Raw genomic sequence first — 16,503 nt, forward strand, 5'->3', positions numbered from 1 at the left:
ATTCCTTTAAAGTTTTTATAAAATTATACCTTGTTTCTTTAGATATTGTTATTGTATTTGTTTAGTTTTTGGTATGATTAGACATTTTATTTATAGGAGTTTTTTTGCTAATTGATAGTTTTGGACGCAAGATTGACTATATCCGTGTAAGCATTACAGAAAGGTGTAATTTCCGTTGCGTGTATTGTATGCCAAATACCCCTATGGATTTAGGAAAAGAAGAAGATGATGTGCCACTAAAGAGCGTTTTAAATTTCATCAAAGTTGCTATCAATGAGGGCGTGAAAAAGATTCGCATTACAGGTGGAGAACCCCTTTTACGCAAGGGAATTGTGGATTTTATCGCAGAAATTTGTGCTTATAAAAGCGATATTGATATTGCACTTACTACTAATGCCTTTTTACTAGCTCCCATAGCACAAGATTTAAAAAATGCAGGTTTAAAAAGGATTAATATCTCACTAGATTCATTACAAAAAGACAAAATTGTCTGTATCTCTAAACGCGATGGATTAGAAAAAATCCTAGCGGGAATAAAAAAGGCAAAAGAAGTAGGATTTATTATAAAACTAAATATGGTTCCCTTAAAGGGTATTAATGAAAATGAGATTTTAGAGATTTTAGATTATGGAATGAATCTAGGTGTAGGGGTTAGGTTTATCGAGTTTATGGAAAATATCCACGCTAAAAGTGGCACAAAAGGGCTTAGAGCTTATGAAATCTTAGATAAAATCAAACAAAAATACGATTATGAGCTTGTAGAAAAAGAACTTTTTGGACCTGCAACCCTCTTTAAAATCCCAAAAATGCAAGATTATGTTTTTGGTATTATTGCCCCGCATAATGATGATTTTTGTAAAAGTTGCAATAGAATCCGCTTAAGCAGTGAGGGAAAATTAATCCCTTGTCTTTATCATGAGAATGCACTAGACATTAAAGAAGCTATGCTACATGCTGATACAGAAGAGATTTTAAAAAATTTAAAACTTTGTATTGAAAATAAACCTGAAAAAAATGATTGGAATGAAGATGAGGTTTCTAGTAGAGCATTTTATAAAACTGGAGGTTAATTATCAAATAATAATAATTTTCTTTTAAGAATTATTATGTATAATTTCATTAACTTTTACGACATAAAAGTGGTATAATGAATTTGAAACTATAAATTAAAGGAGTTCAATATGAGTAAAGTAGTAGAAACACTCAAACAAATTCAAGCAGATTCAATGGTATTTTTTATCAAACTTCACAACTACCATTGGAATGTAACCGGTATGGATTTCCACCCAGTGCATAAGGCACTAGAAGAAATGTATGATGACATGGCAGATTTGATGGATGATATGGCAGAGCGTGTATTGCAACTAGGAGAAAAGCCTTATGTAACCACAAAAGATATGCTATCAGCTTCTAAAATCAAAGAAGAAAGTGCAACAAACTTTGATTCTAAAACTATTTTAAAAGCTGTTTTACCTGAATATGAATATTTTTTAAAATCTTTTAGAGAGCTTTCAGACTTAGCAGGTGAGGCAAACGACAAAGCCACAGTAGCACTAGCAGATGAAAAAATCGCAGGATTAGAAAAAGCACTTTGGATGCTAAAAGCACAACTTGCTTAGTCTTTGCGAGGACTCCTCGCAAAACTCTTCTTTGACAAATTAAATTTAGCTTTTATTGTAAATAATCGTAACAAACTTTCAAAATACTTCTTTATAAATCAAAATTTAGTTGTTTTATGAGTTCTTATAATGATAGAGCAGTTTTATTTTAAAAGATAAGCAGGTAAATCCATCTTAGCCCTCAAAAATGAGGGTCAAAGCTAATAAGCCTTGACTGTAAATATACAAAGTAGTATAATTACAACTAAGATGAATCGCATGGTTTTCATCTTATATCCTTAATGGGTATAAATTTTCAACCAAAGCAGGTCTTCTTCACCTGCTTAAAGTGAAGACCCACTGGAATTATACCACACTTTTTTAAAAAACTTAAATATTTTTAATGTTAATGCTTTTTATATAAAGTTTATCACTCTGCTTGTCATTGCAAGGAGCATTATGCCAAAGCATACAAGTCAAGCTATCCACAAACGAAGTGCAGTGCAAATCCATTTTTCTATCCTATAAGGTTGTTTTTGTCATTGCGAGGAGTGAAACGACGAAGCAATCTAAATAAAATCTAAACTTTCCACCCGTCATTGCGAACGCAGTGAAGCAATCCACTTGCTAGAATCTAAAGCAAGTATAGCTTTAACTTCACTTAAAAGTTTAAATCATATTGTAAGCCTTTAGACTGCCACAGCGGACAAAGTCCGCTTCGCAGTGACAAGTAGTGATTCCTTAGACTGCCACGCAAATGCTTTGCATTTACTCGCAGTGATAAAAAGATTGTTAATTTTAAAATCCTTATTTAATTCAAACAATAATTTTCAAATCTCATAAAACAAATCTTTTTATAAAATTATTAAAAATTTAAAAATTCTTTATAAAAAACAATCTAATTTTTTAATCTCTTTACAAAAATTTCTAAATTTTTTTAAAATTTTTGAAAAAGTTAATTATATGTATATTTTTAGTAAATTTTACTTATTTATAAAAGTTATATCTAGTATAAATACCATAAAGTAAAATGAATAAAATATAAATATCTTATAAAAATAACTTTTATTTAATTTAGATTTAAAAATAATTTTATACAATTTCGCCTTTTATTTTTAATATCAAAAATTTTTAAGGAATAAACTATGAAAACTCTTACAACCTTTAGCGGGGGGGGGGGGCAAAAATAACCTTTTAAAAGCTTCCTTTCTCTCACTTATTACAATTTCAATTTTAAGTTCAAATGTCTATGCGGATTCTGCTAAGCAAAACCGGAACAAAGCAGATTGTAGCGATGAAAGCACCTGTAAGCTTACTAGTGAAGTACCACAACTAGATGCAAATTCAAATGCAAATTATAAAGACTTAGTGATTGAAGAAAATGGAAAGATAAAATATGCTAGTGGTTCTCAAGTTCTCTTGCGTATAAGAAATGGTGCAAAGGTAGATAGCATTACTAATAATGGAGAATTATTGGGAGGTAGTGCAAGTTTTAATAAAGCTATTATACAAATAGAAGGCTCGAGTAAAGTTGGAACTTTTGCTAATAATGGTTTAATTAAAGACAATGCTTATGGTGTGCAGTTAAGCGGTAGTAGTACAATGGATAAGCTTGTAAATACGGGGGAGATTTTAAGCTACAATGGAATCTACCTTTCAGGAACGAATACCCTTGCAGAGTTGGATAATCAAAACAAAATTCAGGCAAATAAATATGGGGTTGATATAAATGCTAGCTCCAAAATCACAACTTTTAATAACACAGGCACAATCAGTGGAGGACAAGCAGCTATCAACTTACAAGGGACAATCACTACGCTAAATAACGAAGGCACTATCGGCAAAATCCAAATAGGGGGCGATAGTGGGAAAATCACAACTTTAGAAAATAAGAATGGCGGAACTTTGGATAGCATTGTTATGGGCGGAAAAGCAAGTATTGAAACTTTTAACAATGAAGCAAATATCAATAATATAGCTTTTGATAAGGAATCTCACATAGGAACTCTTACAAATAAGAGTGGTGGGAATATAGGGGGTATCACAATAGGAAATACCGCTTATCTTACTAAACTAGAGAATAACGAAAATGGAAGTATTAGTGGAATAACGCTTAAAAATGAATCTTATATCACAGATTTGAATAATAATGGCTCTATTACAGCAGTGACGCTAAATGGTTCTTCTTCTATTAAAAATTTTAACAATCAAGGTAATTTTGAAAATAGAGGCGAAAATTATAATACAGCTTTAAGGTTTTTGGGTACTTCCACCATAGATAAATTTATAAATGTGGGTAAAGTTTATGGAGATTGGAGGGCTTTAGATGGAACAGGATCAATTAAAAATTTAGACAATTCAGGGGAAATTTCTTCACAAAATATCGCACTCGCTCTTTATTCTGATGGAAGCAATCACGGAAAAATAGAAACTTTAGAGAATCAAGAAAATGGTTTGATTAAGGGTGAAGAAGCAGGGATTAATGTCGTAAATAATGCAAGTATTGATACGCTAAACAATTCTGGTAAGATTGAAAGTGCTAAAGATGGCATCAGAAATGCAGGCACTATCACCACCCTAGACAATAAGCAAAGTGGAGAGATTAGCTCTATTTTAAATACAGGGACAATCACTACTTTAAAAAATGAAGGGACAATTAGTAAGTTTGTAAATGTGGGAGAGATTACTAATGGGATTGATAATAAGGGAACTTTAGTAGTTGGAAACTTTGATGCGAGTTCTTTAACTTTGCGTGATGGAAGCAGCGATATAATCACAGGTAAATTTGGTAAAACCTCCGATGGCTACCACTTCAAAAACAACGGAACAGATTCCAAACTCTCTATCAATGGCTGGTATTTCTCTTCCCCTAATTTAAACACACAAGAATTAAGAGATAAAGAAGCCATTGTTATAGGTGGAGATAATATAGCAGGTATTAGTGCAGATAAGATTTATGTAGGTGGAGCGAATATGAATGTTATCTATGATTCTAATACTTTCTTTGTGGATAAAGATGGAAATACAATCGGAAACAATACAAACAATGGTAATGGAATTGATGCAAACAATATCCAAGCCATTGATGGACTCTTTAAATTTGTAAATGCAGGAGAAACAGGTAAATATACTGCTTATCTTTTAGAAGACGAACTAAGCGGTAAAACTCTAGCTAAATCTATTATTCAATCCAGTAGAATGCGTCAAATCAATACCAACAATATTCTAAAAGACATTAACTCTAAAAACTTTAAAACAGATTTTACAGATATAAAGAGCTTAGAGCAAGCACAAAGACTAACTACGCTGCAAGAAGAAACAAACAATGCTAAAAAAAGAAATGGTTTGGGTGAAACAACTGCAACTTATGATACCCATGATATTCTAAGAGAGTTTGAAGAAATCTTCCTCCCTCAAAAAGATCATAGTAAAGATATTTATACTTTCTTAGTACCTTATTATAATTATTCTTCATTAGACTTAGAAGATAACCTAGGAAGATTAAAAGTAGATACAACAGGAATTATAGGTGGAGCCCAAAAGAAACTAGACAATGAAAAGGGAATCTTAGGCTTTTATTTAGGATATGAGAATGCTAAAAAAGAACAACAAACTCAAAGACTAGATATAAAAGAGGATGTGTATTATGTAGGTTTAACCTATCACAATACTTTCTTAAGAGAAGGCATTAAAGAATATTATTTAAATATCACTACAAGATTAGATTATACAAAGAGTGATTTAGATAAAACCTATCTAAATAGAGTAACAAAGATTAATACCAAAGCAGATATTTATGGCTATGGATTAGAAACTAAACTTGGAGCAAACTTCTTTAATCTAGGAGATATTGCTATGTTAAGTCCAGAGATAGGATTAAGCTATATGGGATTAAGTTCTAAAGATTTTACTCTAAATCATTTAGGAGGCACAAAAGAACATTATTATGCTACGCAAAATAACTTTGTAGATTTAATCCTTTCTTTAAAATATCAAAGAGCTTGGAATGATAGATTAAGATTTAATGGCAATCTAGGAACGCTTATAAATCTATACAATGATGCTAAAGGAGAAGTAAGAGTAAATAATACTCATCTTAGCACAGATGTTAAATCTTCGGGTATGTATGCTTTTAGCACATTAGGTACTACTTATACTCTAGCAGACAATATAGATTTATCCCTAAACTATGGAGTAGTCTTAGCAGATGCTAAAAGCTATTCACACAATCTTTATTTAAAATTAGGAGTATGGTGGTAAAAAGCTTTAGAGGGTTAAAAGAAGAAACCTCTAGCTTTATAAGTAGTAAAAGAATCTTTAGCTTTAAAGAGGGCTAATAACTTCTTTTATTCTTTTAAAGATAAGTAGAGAGTTAGGTTTAATTGTAAGGATAAGAAGAGAAAGGATATAAAGAAATTATTCAATACAGTTAAACTCTAAAGAATCTAAGAAAATAAATTTAGATTCTTTAACACACTACTAAGTCTTTATTCAAAAGTAATTCTCTTAGAAAAGAGTGGGAACCCTAAAACTGCAAGCAGTTAATCCTTTGGAAATCGCCACGAGAATTCTTTTGCAATAAAGACTCTTTGGTTTGTATTTGTTTGTGATAGCAATTTGATAATTAGATTGCCACGATTTATTTTTGCAAATCTCGCAATGACAAAGCAGGGCATAAACTTTTGCAAAGACAATGTAAGCAATTTAGATTTTACAAGGACAAAAAGTATAAATAAACTATATGAGGGTTCTTTCTCCCATTTAGAACCCTCTTGTGGTTTATTAGTTTTAAGAGTTTTATTCATAAAAAGTCAAAAGAAGTTATTTGGCTTCTTTGGGCTTTGTTTTAAAACTTCATTTTAACAATAAAATAAACCCCCTAAACCTAAAAATCTACAAATATTATTTTAATAAATTTGCAATTTCTTTAGCATGGTAGGTAATGATAATATCAGCTCCTGCGCGTTTGAAGCCTATCATAGTTTCTAAAAGTACCCTTTCATAATCAATAAGCCCTGCTTTTTGGGCAAATTTTAACATCGCATATTCTCCGCTTACATTATAAACAGCAAGAGGTAATAAAGTTCTTTCTCTAATATCGCGAACAATGTCAAGATATGCTAAAGCGGGTTTTACCATTAAAATATCTGCCCCCTGTGCCTCATCTTCTAAGCTTTCTAAAATAGCTTCTCTACGATTTGCGGGATTTTGTTGGTAGCTTTTTCTATCGCCATGGCTTGGTGTGCTTTGTGCCACATCGCGGAAGGGTCCATAATAACCACTTGCAAACTTTGTAGAATAACTCATAATAGGAAGATGGCTAAAACCATTTGTATCAAGATGTGTGCGAAGCGAGATAATCATACCATCCATCATACCGCTAGGAGCAATTAAATCTGCCCCACTTTGAGCTAGAATAAGTGCTTGTTTGTTTAAAATTTCTAGTGTTAAATCATTATCTACGCTATTTAATTTTGGGTCTAAAATCCCACAATGTCCATGATCTGTGTATTCGCAAAAGCACAAATCCACGCTCACTAGAAAATAGGGAAATTCTTTTTTGATTGCTCTTGTGGCTTTTGCTACAATCCCTTCTTCACTTAGGGCTTCACTGCCTATGCTATCTTTAAAAGCTGGAATCCCAAAAAGTATAATCGCGTTAATCCCTAAAGTATCTAGCAGTTTGCATTCTTTAAGTGCTTCATCAATGCTTAACTGAAAAACATCAGGCATAGTTTCAATCGCATTTTTCACGCCCGTTCCATGCGTGATAAAAAGAGGATAGATAAGCTCTTTTGTGTTTAGAGTGGTTTCGCTTACAAGTTCTCTAATGCTTGGATTTAGTCGCATTCTTCTTAGTCTTTTAAACATTATTCATTCCTTTTTGTTTTTTGAATATTACTCCTTTAATGCTAAAAATATTTTGATTATTTTTGTGGAGATAATCTAAAGTCAATCCTTGTGCTTCAAGAGTGCTTTTTATAATATAGATTCCAAGTCCTAAGCCACCATTTTTGCTAGAATTTTTATCCTTAAAAAAGGGTTTAGAATGATCTTTTAGAGTGTAGGGCAAAGGTGGGGCGAAGTTTGTGATTAATAAATCATTTTCTTCTGTTTTGATTTCTACTAATCCTTCGGTTTTGTATTTTAAAGCATTGTCTAAAAGGTTTTTAATCGCGAGTGCTAGCATTTCAAAATCGCATCTAAGATAATAGGTGTCTTTTGGCATCGTGAATAATAAAGGGATTTGTTCTTCTTCAATAAGAAGCATTTTAAAGACTTTATCTAAGACTTCTTTGAGTGTATAGTTTTGTTTGTTTAGGCAATAATTTCTAGAGCTTAGTTCTTCAATTTTTGCAAATTCATTGATTAAAGAATTTAAGCGTTCAAATACAGAGCATAAGCGTTCTTTATAGAGGGGATTATCAATCATTTCAGCAGTAATTCTTCCTTTGGTAATGGGTGTCTTTAGTTCATGCATAATGGAGCGTAAAAAAAGATGTCTGGATTGATTTAGGGCATTGATTTTTATAGCCGCATTATCAAATTCTCTTGCAAGTTCTCCTATCTCGTCATTTTGTGGAATAGCAAAAGAGATGTCTTGTTGCCCCTCTGCGAATCTTCTAACTTTTTTACGCAAAATATTAAGTGGCAAAATACTTTTAATAACCAAAACAAATAGAAAAATTACAATCAAAAAAGCACTAAAAGTAATAATGTAATAATTAATAAGATTATGCGAATGAATATCTCCATAAACTTTCCAGTTTTGTGGAGTTTGCAAAAAAAGATAAAATCCCTCTTCTTCTTTAATGATTTTTGCGACGATTCCGCTACTTAAGTTGGGTAATGCTTGATGTTGGAATTTTTCTAGCGTGTGTGTGTTTGTGATTTTTGTCAATCCTAGCTCATAAAGATATTTTTCAATAAGATCTACATTATCTCCAAATCGCACAAGTTGGTTAATGGTGGTTAAAAACTGACTATAACGCAGTTGATTATCCGCAATTTCTTTATTAATTTCTTCGCGGATAAAATAATAAGAAAATGCACTAAGCCCAACGATTGCGGCTATAAATAAGATTGTAATTTTAATAACAATAGAATTTCTAATCATTTTAATTGCAATTTATATCCTACGCCACGGATAGAAACAATATATTTTTTTCCATTTTTTTCTATTTTAGAACGCAATCTTCCCATAATCACATCAATGCTTTTATTGGTGCTATCTGGATTTATAGATTCTGCTTGACCTGCAATTGCTTCACGACTTAGAGCTTGATTTTTATTTTCTAGCATAAAACTTAAAATTTCAAATTCTGCTTTGGTTAAATCTAATAATTCTGTGCCTAAATAAATTTCTCTACTTCCTCTATCTAATTTAAAAGGTTCAATAGAAAGTTTATTTTCCTGTTGTGAATTTTTATTGTTGTAGCGTCTTAAAACACTATGGATTCTAGCGATTAATTCTTTAGGATCGTAGGGTTTTGGTATGTAATCATCAGCTCCATATTCTAATGCAAGCACTTTATCATCTATATCGTGCCGAGCAGAAGTGATTATTATTGGGATACTTTTTTCCTTTGCAACCTTCTTGCAAACCTCAAGACCATCTAAGTTTGGGAGTGTTAGATCTAAAAGAAGGAGGTCAAAATGCTGAGTGTTAATTGCACTCATACCCGTATAGGGTTCATCATAATTTGTTATGTTTATATTATGAGCCTCGAGATATTCGCTAAGAATAGTCGCCAACTCTAAATCATCTTCTATCATCAACACTTTTAGCATGGCATCTTCCCTTTAAAAAGGAGGATTGGGTATTTTAGGGGGTTAAAAAATAATATGGGAAGATGCCTACTAAATTTGACAATATTTTCAAAGAACTTACTCACACTAAGTGTCCTTAAACAAAGGAGGAGTGGATGAAACATCCTTACAAACAAAGGAATAAACAAGTTTGACTTCAAGTCTTGCTTGTATCTCAACTCATCCGATTGAGATGTTGAAATTATAAAATGATAAAGTAAATCAAAAGTAAATAGATTTAAATTTCTCATAAATTGTTCCTTTTTTCATCAATAATAGCTAAAACAAACTCTAAAAAGTTTAAAATAATATCCACCTTATCTTCGATATTTCTATTATTTGGGGATTGCATACCTTCAAACAAAACCAAAATTCTCTCCTGCAAAGAATTTAAAAAAACCTCTTCTTGTTGATAGAGTTTTATAAGTTCAGCTTTGAGTTCTTCTGTATTTTTCAAATCTAGCTTTGCAATTTTTCGCTCATATGGATTTTTTTCTTGGGGTTTTTGCTCTAAAATCTCATCTTGGGGTAAAACTTCTAGCAGTGCATCTCTTTCTTTTATGGGCTCTTGGCTATTATTAGTGTCAATTTCTGCTAGAGTTTGGAGGATTGCTTCTTTTAATTCCATAATTGTAGTAACCACCTTTCAAATTCATTGTATTCAATGGAGCTATCCATTTGTATAAAAAGATTTAGCATAGCCTCATTACCTGGTTTGCCATAATTTTTCCTATTACTCCTTAATCTAAGCAAAGCCACTCTAGCTTCAGAGTTTGAAGGATCTTTTTGCAAGATTTCTTCATAGATTTGTGCTGCCTCGTGGCGATGTCCTTGTAGTTCATAAATGCTTGCAAGAGTAAAAGTTTTCAAAATTATTCCTCGCACATTTTAGCGATAATATTTCCCATTTCTTCTGTGTTGCAAAGAGTTTTAGCACCAAATTCTGCAATATCTTTAGTGCGATAACCTTCTTTTAATGCTGATTTAATCGCATTGTCTATGCAATTTGCTGCATCCTCCTCTTTTAAAGAATAGCGTAACATCATAGAGGCACTTGAGATGGTGGCAATAGGATTTGCGATTCCTAATCCTGCAATATCAGGTGCACTTCCATGTATAGGCTCATAAATTGCATGTTTTGTCCCAATGGAAGCTGAAGGTAAAAGTCCAATAGAGCCACTTAGCATACTTGCTTCATCACTTAAAATGTCGCCAAATAAATTTTCTGTTAAAAGCACATCAAAATACTTTGGATTACGCACTAATTGCATAGAGGCATTATCCACATACATATGGCTTAGCTTTACATCTTGGTATTCTTTTGCTACTTCGCTTACTACTTCTCTCCAAAGTTGGCTCACATCAAGCACATTCGCCTTATCCACAGAACAAACACGCTTATTACGCTTTTGTGCTGCACTAAATGCAATGTGTGCTATGCGTCTTATCTCATCAGCGCTATACACCATTGTATTATAGGCTCTATTTTGCTCTCTGCCCTTTGGTGTGCCAAAGTAGATTCCGCCTATTAGCTCTCTTACTACTAAAATATCCACACCCTTAATCACTTCTTCTTTTAATGTGCTAGCATTAATGAGTTCATCATAAACCATAGCAGGGCGGAAGTTCGCAAAAACTTCTAAGGATTTTCTAAGCTTTAAAAGTCCGCTTTCAGGTCTTAATTCTCTAGGCAAGTTGTCCCATTTTACCCCACCAATCGCACCAAAGAGTGTAGCATCTGCGTTTAAGCACCCTTTTATTGTTTCATCGGGTAGTGGATTTTTGGTTAAATCATAAGCAATCCCACCCATAAGATAATCTTCAAATTCTAAGCCAAAATTAAATTTATTTGCCACTACTTTTAAAACTTTTACTGCTTCATTGATGATTTCAGGTCCGATTCCATCGCCTTTTATAAGTGCAATTTTGTATTGTGCCATTTATTTGTCCTTTGTTTGTGTTTTGGCATAGGGGATTAAGCCTCCACTTTTTAGAAGCTCTAGCATAAAAGCAGGTATGGGGCTAAAATGATAAGTTGTATTTTGTGAGAGATTGTTAATCACACCCGCTTCTAGGTTGATTTCTAATCTATCGCCTTCTTTGATTTCATCTACTTCTTTGATTTCTAAGATAGGAAGCCCTGTATTAAAGGCATTGCGATAAAAGATTCTTGCATAGCTTTTTGCGATTACTGCACTAATTTTTGCTCCTTTGATGGCCACAGGTGCGTGTTCCCTACTAGAACCACAACCAAAATTTTCTCCCGCTACGATAATATCCCCCTCATGAATTAAGCTCACAAAATCCGCCCTTGCATCTTCCATTAAATGAGAAGCTAGAATCTTTTCATTACTTGTATTTAAATATCTCGCTGCAATAATCAAATCTGTATCAATATTATCCCCAAATTTCCAAACTTTTCCTTGCATTTTATTCCTCATAAACTTGTAATTTTGTGCCATTCCAATACCAATTTTTGCTATAAAGCCTTTTTTTAAATTCTTGTGGAACTTCTAAAAAGAATACACGCTGTGGCTCTACATCTGCACTTAATAATGAATGTTCAATACTTAAAATTAAATTTTCTGCACTAGTAATTTTGCAATGTTCTACCAAGACTTCTTGACTAGCTTGTGAGATAATTTTCATCTCCCATCCTTATATTTTGGCATTTATTTTGAAAGCTTGTTATTATAACACAGAATCTTAAAACTCTAAATTTTATTCAAAGTTAAAATCGCATTTATTTTTTGGATTCTAGTGGATGATTGTTTTGGCATAATGCGCCTTGCAATAATAAAGGGTGGGTTTTGCAATAAAGAGAAAGGAAGTCTTAACTCTAACAACGACAAAAGGGAAATTATCTTAATATTTTAAGGCATTGTTTGCTATTGTTTTATATTTCTTTAACGATAAAGGCAATCTATGCAAGAAATCTTACGATTAATCCCAAAAGTGGATAAACTTTTGACACATAAGGATTTAAGGCAGTTTAACACCTTGCTTTTAAAAAAGGCAATCTATAAATTTTTAAGCATTTATAAGCAAGAATTGCTTACCACACAAAAGGTAAAGAGCCTAGAAGAGTGTATAGAGTGCATTCAAAAAATCATAAAAACCAAACAGCAAAAATCCCTAAAACCCCTTGTGAATGCCACGGGGATTGTCGTGCATACAAATTTGGGACGAAGCATTCTCTCAAATGAGATTTTAGAAGAAGTCAAGCCCCTTTTAACTTCTTATAATAATCTAGAATATGATGCGATAAAAGGAGAAAGAGGGGAACGCTATATCCATTTAAGTGAGATTTTGAAAAATCTATTAGACACAGAAGATGTGCTTGTGGTGAATAACAACGCTGCTGCTGTGTTTTTAATCCTGAATACTTTTGCTAAAAATAAAGAAGTGATTGTATCGCGTGGAGAGCTTATTGAGATTGGTGGAAGCTTTAGAATCCCAAAAGTTATGGAGGATTCAGGAGCAATTTTAAAAGAAGTAGGCACGACTAATAAAACGCATTTAAAAGATTACAAAGAAGCGATTAATCAAAATACAGCTATGCTTTTTAAAGCCCATAAATCTAATTATGAAATTGTAGGATTTAGCAAAGAAGTTCCTTATAAAGAGCTAATAGATCTAGCAAAAGAGCATAATTTGCTAGATTATTATGATTTAGGAAGTGGATTTTTTAAAAATGCTTGCAAACAACTTTCAAAATATGAACTCTCTTTAGAAGAGATAGCCTCTTTAAAACCCTCACTTGTTAGCTTTAGTGGAGATAAGCTTTTAGGAGGGGTGCAAGCAGGAATTATCTTTGGAAAGAAAAAATATATACAAGAGCTAAAGAAAAATCAACTTTTAAGAATGCTTAGGGTGGATAAGGTTACACTTAGCTTGTTAGAGGCGATTTTTAGTGCGTATTTAGAAGAAAAATACGATAAAATCCCTACAATTTGTATGCTAAATTTGTCTAAAGAAATATTGAAACAAAAATGCGAAAATCTTTTAAAATTTATCCCAAATAGCTTTAATCCTAAAATCATCACTACACAAACTTATAGCGGTGGAGGTGCAATGCCAAATAAGCCTTTTAGCTCCTATGGAGTAGCATTGCATTATAAAAAAGCAAAGATTCTTGAAGCACATTTAAGGAGCTTTGGGATTATTGCTAGGATTGAAAAAGAACAAGTGATTTTAGATTCTAGGACGCTTTTAAAAGGCGATGAACTAAGAATCCAAAATGCACTTTTGCAAGATATAAAGGCTTAAAAATGCAAGACAATTTGATTATTGGCACGATGGGACATATCGATCATGGGAAAACTAGTTTGATTGCCTCTTTAAATGGGTTTTTTGGGGATGAGCTAAAAGAAGAAAAAGAAAGGGGCATTACTCTTGATTTAAGCTTTTCAAATTTAACTTTTAAGGATAGGAATATAGCCTTTATTGATGTTCCAGGACATGAAAAGCTTGTTAAAAATATGATAGCAGGGGCGTTTGGGATAGATTATGCCTTGCTTGTAATTGCAGGGAATGAAGGCATTATGCCCCAAACCCTAGAGCATTTTAAAATCGCTAAAATTTTGGGGATTAAAGATTTTTTGGTGGTGATTACAAAAGCAGATTTAGTAAGTAAAGCTACCCTAGAATCTCTAAAAGAAGAGGTAAAAAAGCTTTTTTTAGATTTTAAAGATGCAACCTTTAGCATACTTACTTTTTCTATTTATGATAAGCAAAGTGTGCAAAGCCTAAAAGAAGCCCTCTATAATCTAAAGAAAAAAGACAAAAAAGAGCTAGAATATTTTAGATATTATATAGATAGAGCCTTTAGCATTAAGGGTGCAGGTTGCGTAGTTAGCGGAACTTTGCTAGATGGAAGTTTGAATTTAGAGGATAAAATATGGTGTTGTGATTTAAATAGAGCCTTAGGGATAAAATCTATCCAAAACCATAACCAAAGTGTGCAAAGTGCAAAGCCCGGACAAAGAATAGCACTAAATTTAAGTGGAGTAAATGCAAATGAGCTAAAAAGAGGCGATTTGCTTAGCAAAAAAGGATATTTAAGAAGTTTTGATATTTTAGAGGCAAAGCTAGAACTTTTTGCCCCTTTAGAGCATAACTCTAGCGTGCAACTCTATATGGGTGCATTACGCACAGAATGTAGAGTGCTTTTTTTAGACAAGGAGCAAAATCTTGCTACATTAAAACTAGATAAACCTATTTTTAGTGTGTTTGGGCAAAAGTTTATTTTACGCGATGATAAGCAAACTCTAGGAGGTGGGAGTGTTCTAGCACCCATTGCTGATCCTTTGAAAAAATCGCAAAAATTAGAATTTTTAAACGCATTAAAAGAAAATGATTTAGAAAGTGCTTTTAAGATTATGCTACAAGCACATAAAAAAGGTTTTGGGATTATTAGCACAATGCAACGCTTTGGTGTCTCGCAAAATAAAGCCTTAGAAATTGCAAGCAAGATTCAAGATATTTTTATAGATTCTAAAGAGCTTATTCTCTATCCTAGTTCTTCTAAAAAAATCGTGGAAAATATTATTTTAAAAATCTTAGAAAAAAATAAAAATGCCTTGCTTTCTGCTTCTTTAATCTCTCAAAAGCAATCTTGGATTTCTAAAAGCTTTGCACAAAGTATTTTGGACTTTTTAGAAGAAAAAGGGACTTTAAGAAAAGCAGAATCTTTTTATGTAGGCAAGGAGTTTAAAGCTAAAAATGTCAAAGACTATCTGTATGAGCAAATCTTTGAAAAAATCAAAAATCAAGGCTATGAGCCTATTGCACCTTATAATTTATATGATTTGTTAGATATTGATAGACAAAGTGGCGATGAGGTGTATAAAAAACTCACAAAAGAGAAAAAAATCTTGCGTTTAAGCCATAAGCTTTTTATTGAGGCAAATGCACTTTCACAACTGCTAGAAAAAATGCGACAGATTATTAAGGATGAGGGCTATTTAGATTTAAACAATTTTAAAAATCATTTCAATCTTAGCCGAAAATACCTCATCACATATTTAGATTATTTAGATAGTTTTGAAGATATTTGCAACACAAATGGCAAACGCACTTTTAAGGGAAAAATATGCTAGATTATTTACAAAATCCACCTACAAATTGGGAGTTTATGGGGCTTATTGGAGGGGAATTTGTGCGCCCAAAGCTCCTAAATCCTAATGTAAAAATGCAAATAAGAGCAGAAAATGAAGAGCTTTGCAAAGAGCTTAATATGAAAATCGCTAAGCCTTTTAGCTTTAGTGTGGAATCTTTTTATTTTCTTTTAAAAAAGCTTGTTAAAAAATACAAGGTTGCCTTAGCTCTCTCCTCGCACCGCTTTTTATATGAGGCTTATTTGCTCTTAGAAGAAAAAGATAAGATTATCCCTCTAATCCCCTCTTATGAAAAGGGAGAAATTTGTATCCAAGAAGCACTCACTTTAGGTGCAGAATGCTTTGTTTTGCCCTGTATTAATGAAGATATTTTAACTTCAAATTTGCATTTACAAGAAGCTCTAAAGGATAAAATTTGTATTTGGGATATTAGCTATGCACTTGCGCTTTCATTGCCCCTGCCTAAAGGAGCAAGTGCATATTTAATCAATGGAGAAAGTATGGGGCTTTTGTATCCTTTTGGGATTTTGGCACATTCTTGTGCTGATTTTGGGGATTTTAATGAGCTTTATTTGGAGATTTTTGGACTTTATAGGGCATTTTTAGAATCCATTAAAAAGCACACTCCTTTAAAACAAGATTATGCACCAGATTTTTTTAATGCCTTAAAAGATATTTTGCAAGATTCTCTAGTTTTGAGCTTTAAAACACCCAAAAATACCCTTGCTATAAGGCTCAAAGACAATAAAGCAAGAAATCTCATTCAAGCTTTAATGCTAGAAGATATTTCTTGTATTAATGGACAAGAATGTCTTTTTGGCTTTATGCAACCCTCTTTTGTGTTGCGTCTTATGGGCTTTGATACAGAAGAAGCAAGAGAGTTTTTAAGCCTTAGTTTTTGTAAGGAATTTGATATTCAAAGCGTTGCTAAAAAGATTGCATTTAAATACAAGCAATTTCAAGCAATGCAATAATAA

Annotated in this window: 16 protein-coding genes; 6 read left to right on the top strand and 10 right to left on the bottom strand. The window is 32.5% G+C overall.

Annotated elements, in window-relative coordinates; all coding sequences use genetic code 11:
• Window positions 1–104: 104 nt before the first annotated feature.
• Both moaA and EBF09_RS04880 read left to right on the top strand, forming a co-directional pair.
• A complete protein-coding gene (gene moaA, locus EBF09_RS04875) occupies window positions 105–1,070 on the top strand; it encodes a GTP 3',8-cyclase MoaA (RefSeq protein ID WP_121764016.1) in 966 nt (321 codons plus the stop codon).
• Window positions 1,071–1,181: 111 nt separating this feature from the next.
• Window positions 1,182–1,619, top strand: a complete 438-nt coding sequence (locus EBF09_RS04880; RefSeq protein ID WP_121764017.1) for a Dps family protein — start codon at window positions 1,182–1,184, stop codon at window positions 1,617–1,619.
• Window positions 1,620–1,988: 369 nt separating this feature from the next.
• On the opposite strand, the gene EBF09_RS09450 is transcribed toward EBF09_RS04880, so the two are convergent.
• Entirely contained in the window at window positions 1,989–2,111 is a 123-nt protein-coding gene (locus EBF09_RS09450; protein WP_269801078.1) for a hypothetical protein, read from the bottom strand.
• Window positions 2,112–2,287: 176 nt separating this feature from the next.
• On the bottom strand, window positions 2,288–2,422 hold the full coding sequence (locus EBF09_RS09455) for a hypothetical protein (RefSeq protein WP_269801079.1): 135 nt from the start codon (window positions 2,420–2,422) through the stop codon (window positions 2,288–2,290).
• Window positions 2,423–2,966: 544 nt separating this feature from the next.
• On the opposite strand from EBF09_RS09455, the gene EBF09_RS04885 reads away from it, so the two are divergent.
• A complete protein-coding gene (locus EBF09_RS04885; protein ID WP_121764018.1) occupies window positions 2,967–5,858 on the top strand; it encodes an autotransporter outer membrane beta-barrel domain-containing protein in 2,892 nt (963 codons plus the stop codon).
• Window positions 5,859–6,500: 642 nt separating this feature from the next.
• On the opposite strand, the gene hemB is transcribed toward EBF09_RS04885, so the two are convergent.
• The 8 genes from hemB to EBF09_RS04935 all read right to left on the bottom strand — a co-directional run bounded on the left by hemB (window position 6,501) and on the right by EBF09_RS04935 (window position 12,056).
• Complete coding sequence (gene hemB / locus EBF09_RS04895) at window positions 6,501–7,469, bottom strand: porphobilinogen synthase (protein WP_121764020.1); 969 nt, start codon at window positions 7,467–7,469, stop codon at window positions 6,501–6,503.
• Window positions 7,462–8,715 (bottom strand): ArsS family sensor histidine kinase, encoded by a 1,254-nt coding sequence (locus EBF09_RS04900; protein WP_121764021.1) that lies wholly within the window; start codon window positions 8,713–8,715, stop codon window positions 7,462–7,464. The genes hemB and EBF09_RS04900 overlap by 8 nt, the downstream gene beginning before the upstream one ends.
• The gene (locus tag EBF09_RS04905; RefSeq protein WP_121764022.1) at window positions 8,712–9,389 is read right to left on the bottom strand and encodes a response regulator transcription factor; all 678 of its coding nucleotides are present in this window, start codon (window positions 9,387–9,389) and stop codon (window positions 8,712–8,714) included. Before EBF09_RS04905 ends, EBF09_RS04900 begins: the two co-directional genes overlap by 4 nt.
• Before the next feature lie 265 nt (window positions 9,390–9,654).
• Entirely contained in the window at window positions 9,655–10,035 is a 381-nt protein-coding gene (locus EBF09_RS04915) for a CiaD-like domain-containing protein (protein WP_121764024.1), read from the bottom strand.
• Complete coding sequence (locus EBF09_RS04920; RefSeq protein WP_198672541.1) at window positions 10,026–10,277, bottom strand: tetratricopeptide repeat protein; 252 nt, start codon at window positions 10,275–10,277, stop codon at window positions 10,026–10,028. The genes EBF09_RS04915 and EBF09_RS04920 overlap by 10 nt, the downstream gene beginning before the upstream one ends.
• A 2-nt stretch (window positions 10,278–10,279) precedes the next feature.
• Window positions 10,280–11,347, bottom strand: coding sequence for a 3-isopropylmalate dehydrogenase (gene leuB, locus EBF09_RS04925; protein WP_121764025.1), 1,068 nt, complete (start codon window positions 11,345–11,347; stop codon window positions 10,280–10,282).
• Window positions 11,348–11,836, bottom strand: coding sequence for a 3-isopropylmalate dehydratase small subunit (locus EBF09_RS04930; RefSeq protein ID WP_121764026.1), 489 nt, complete (start codon window positions 11,834–11,836; stop codon window positions 11,348–11,350).
• A 1-nt stretch (window position 11,837) separates the two neighbouring features.
• Window positions 11,838–12,056 (bottom strand): hypothetical protein, encoded by a 219-nt coding sequence (locus EBF09_RS04935; RefSeq protein WP_121764027.1) that lies wholly within the window; start codon window positions 12,054–12,056, stop codon window positions 11,838–11,840.
• Window positions 12,057–12,332: 276 nt separating this feature from the next.
• Between EBF09_RS04935 and selA the strand changes: the two genes are divergently transcribed.
• From selA to EBF09_RS04950, 3 genes are read left to right on the top strand one after another with little or no spacing between them, the layout of a single operon-like run.
• Complete coding sequence (gene selA / locus EBF09_RS04940; protein ID WP_121764028.1) at window positions 12,333–13,676, top strand: L-seryl-tRNA(Sec) selenium transferase; 1,344 nt, start codon at window positions 12,333–12,335, stop codon at window positions 13,674–13,676.
• Between the two features lie 2 nt (window positions 13,677–13,678).
• On the top strand, window positions 13,679–15,508 hold the full coding sequence (selB, locus tag EBF09_RS04945; protein ID WP_121764029.1) for a selenocysteine-specific translation elongation factor: 1,830 nt from the start codon (window positions 13,679–13,681) through the stop codon (window positions 15,506–15,508).
• Complete coding sequence (locus tag EBF09_RS04950; RefSeq protein WP_121764030.1) at window positions 15,502–16,500, top strand: nitrogen fixation protein NifS; 999 nt, start codon at window positions 15,502–15,504, stop codon at window positions 16,498–16,500. Before selB ends, EBF09_RS04950 begins: the two co-directional genes overlap by 7 nt.
• The last annotated feature ends 3 nt before the right edge of the window (window positions 16,501–16,503 follow it).

This window comes from Helicobacter burdigaliensis (genome assembly GCF_003670295.1).
Classification (GTDB): domain Bacteria; phylum Campylobacterota; class Campylobacteria; order Campylobacterales; family Helicobacteraceae; genus Helicobacter_D; species Helicobacter_D burdigaliensis.

Coding starts and splice junctions, on each gene's coding strand:
- EBF09_RS04905 (WP_121764022.1), bottom strand. CDS start 9,389: ATGCTAAAAGTGTTGATGATAGAAGATGATTTAGAGTTGGCGACTATT.
- EBF09_RS09450 (WP_269801078.1), bottom strand. CDS start 2,111: ATGGATTTGCACTGCACTTCGTTTGTGGATAGCTTGACTTGTATGCTT.
- EBF09_RS04950 (WP_121764030.1), top strand. CDS start 15,502: ATGCTAGATTATTTACAAAATCCACCTACAAATTGGGAGTTTATGGGG.
- selB (WP_121764029.1), top strand. CDS start 13,679: ATGCAAGACAATTTGATTATTGGCACGATGGGACATATCGATCATGGG.
- leuB (WP_121764025.1), bottom strand. CDS start 11,347: ATGGCACAATACAAAATTGCACTTATAAAAGGCGATGGAATCGGACCT.
- EBF09_RS04900 (WP_121764021.1), bottom strand. CDS start 8,715: ATGATTAGAAATTCTATTGTTATTAAAATTACAATCTTATTTATAGCC.
- EBF09_RS04930 (WP_121764026.1), bottom strand. CDS start 11,836: ATGCAAGGAAAAGTTTGGAAATTTGGGGATAATATTGATACAGATTTG.
- EBF09_RS04915 (WP_121764024.1), bottom strand. CDS start 10,035: ATGGAATTAAAAGAAGCAATCCTCCAAACTCTAGCAGAAATTGACACT.
- EBF09_RS04880 (WP_121764017.1), top strand. CDS start 1,182: ATGAGTAAAGTAGTAGAAACACTCAAACAAATTCAAGCAGATTCAATG.
- selA (WP_121764028.1), top strand. CDS start 12,333: ATGCAAGAAATCTTACGATTAATCCCAAAAGTGGATAAACTTTTGACA.
- hemB (WP_121764020.1), bottom strand. CDS start 7,469: ATGTTTAAAAGACTAAGAAGAATGCGACTAAATCCAAGCATTAGAGAA.
- EBF09_RS04935 (WP_121764027.1), bottom strand. CDS start 12,056: ATGAAAATTATCTCACAAGCTAGTCAAGAAGTCTTGGTAGAACATTGC.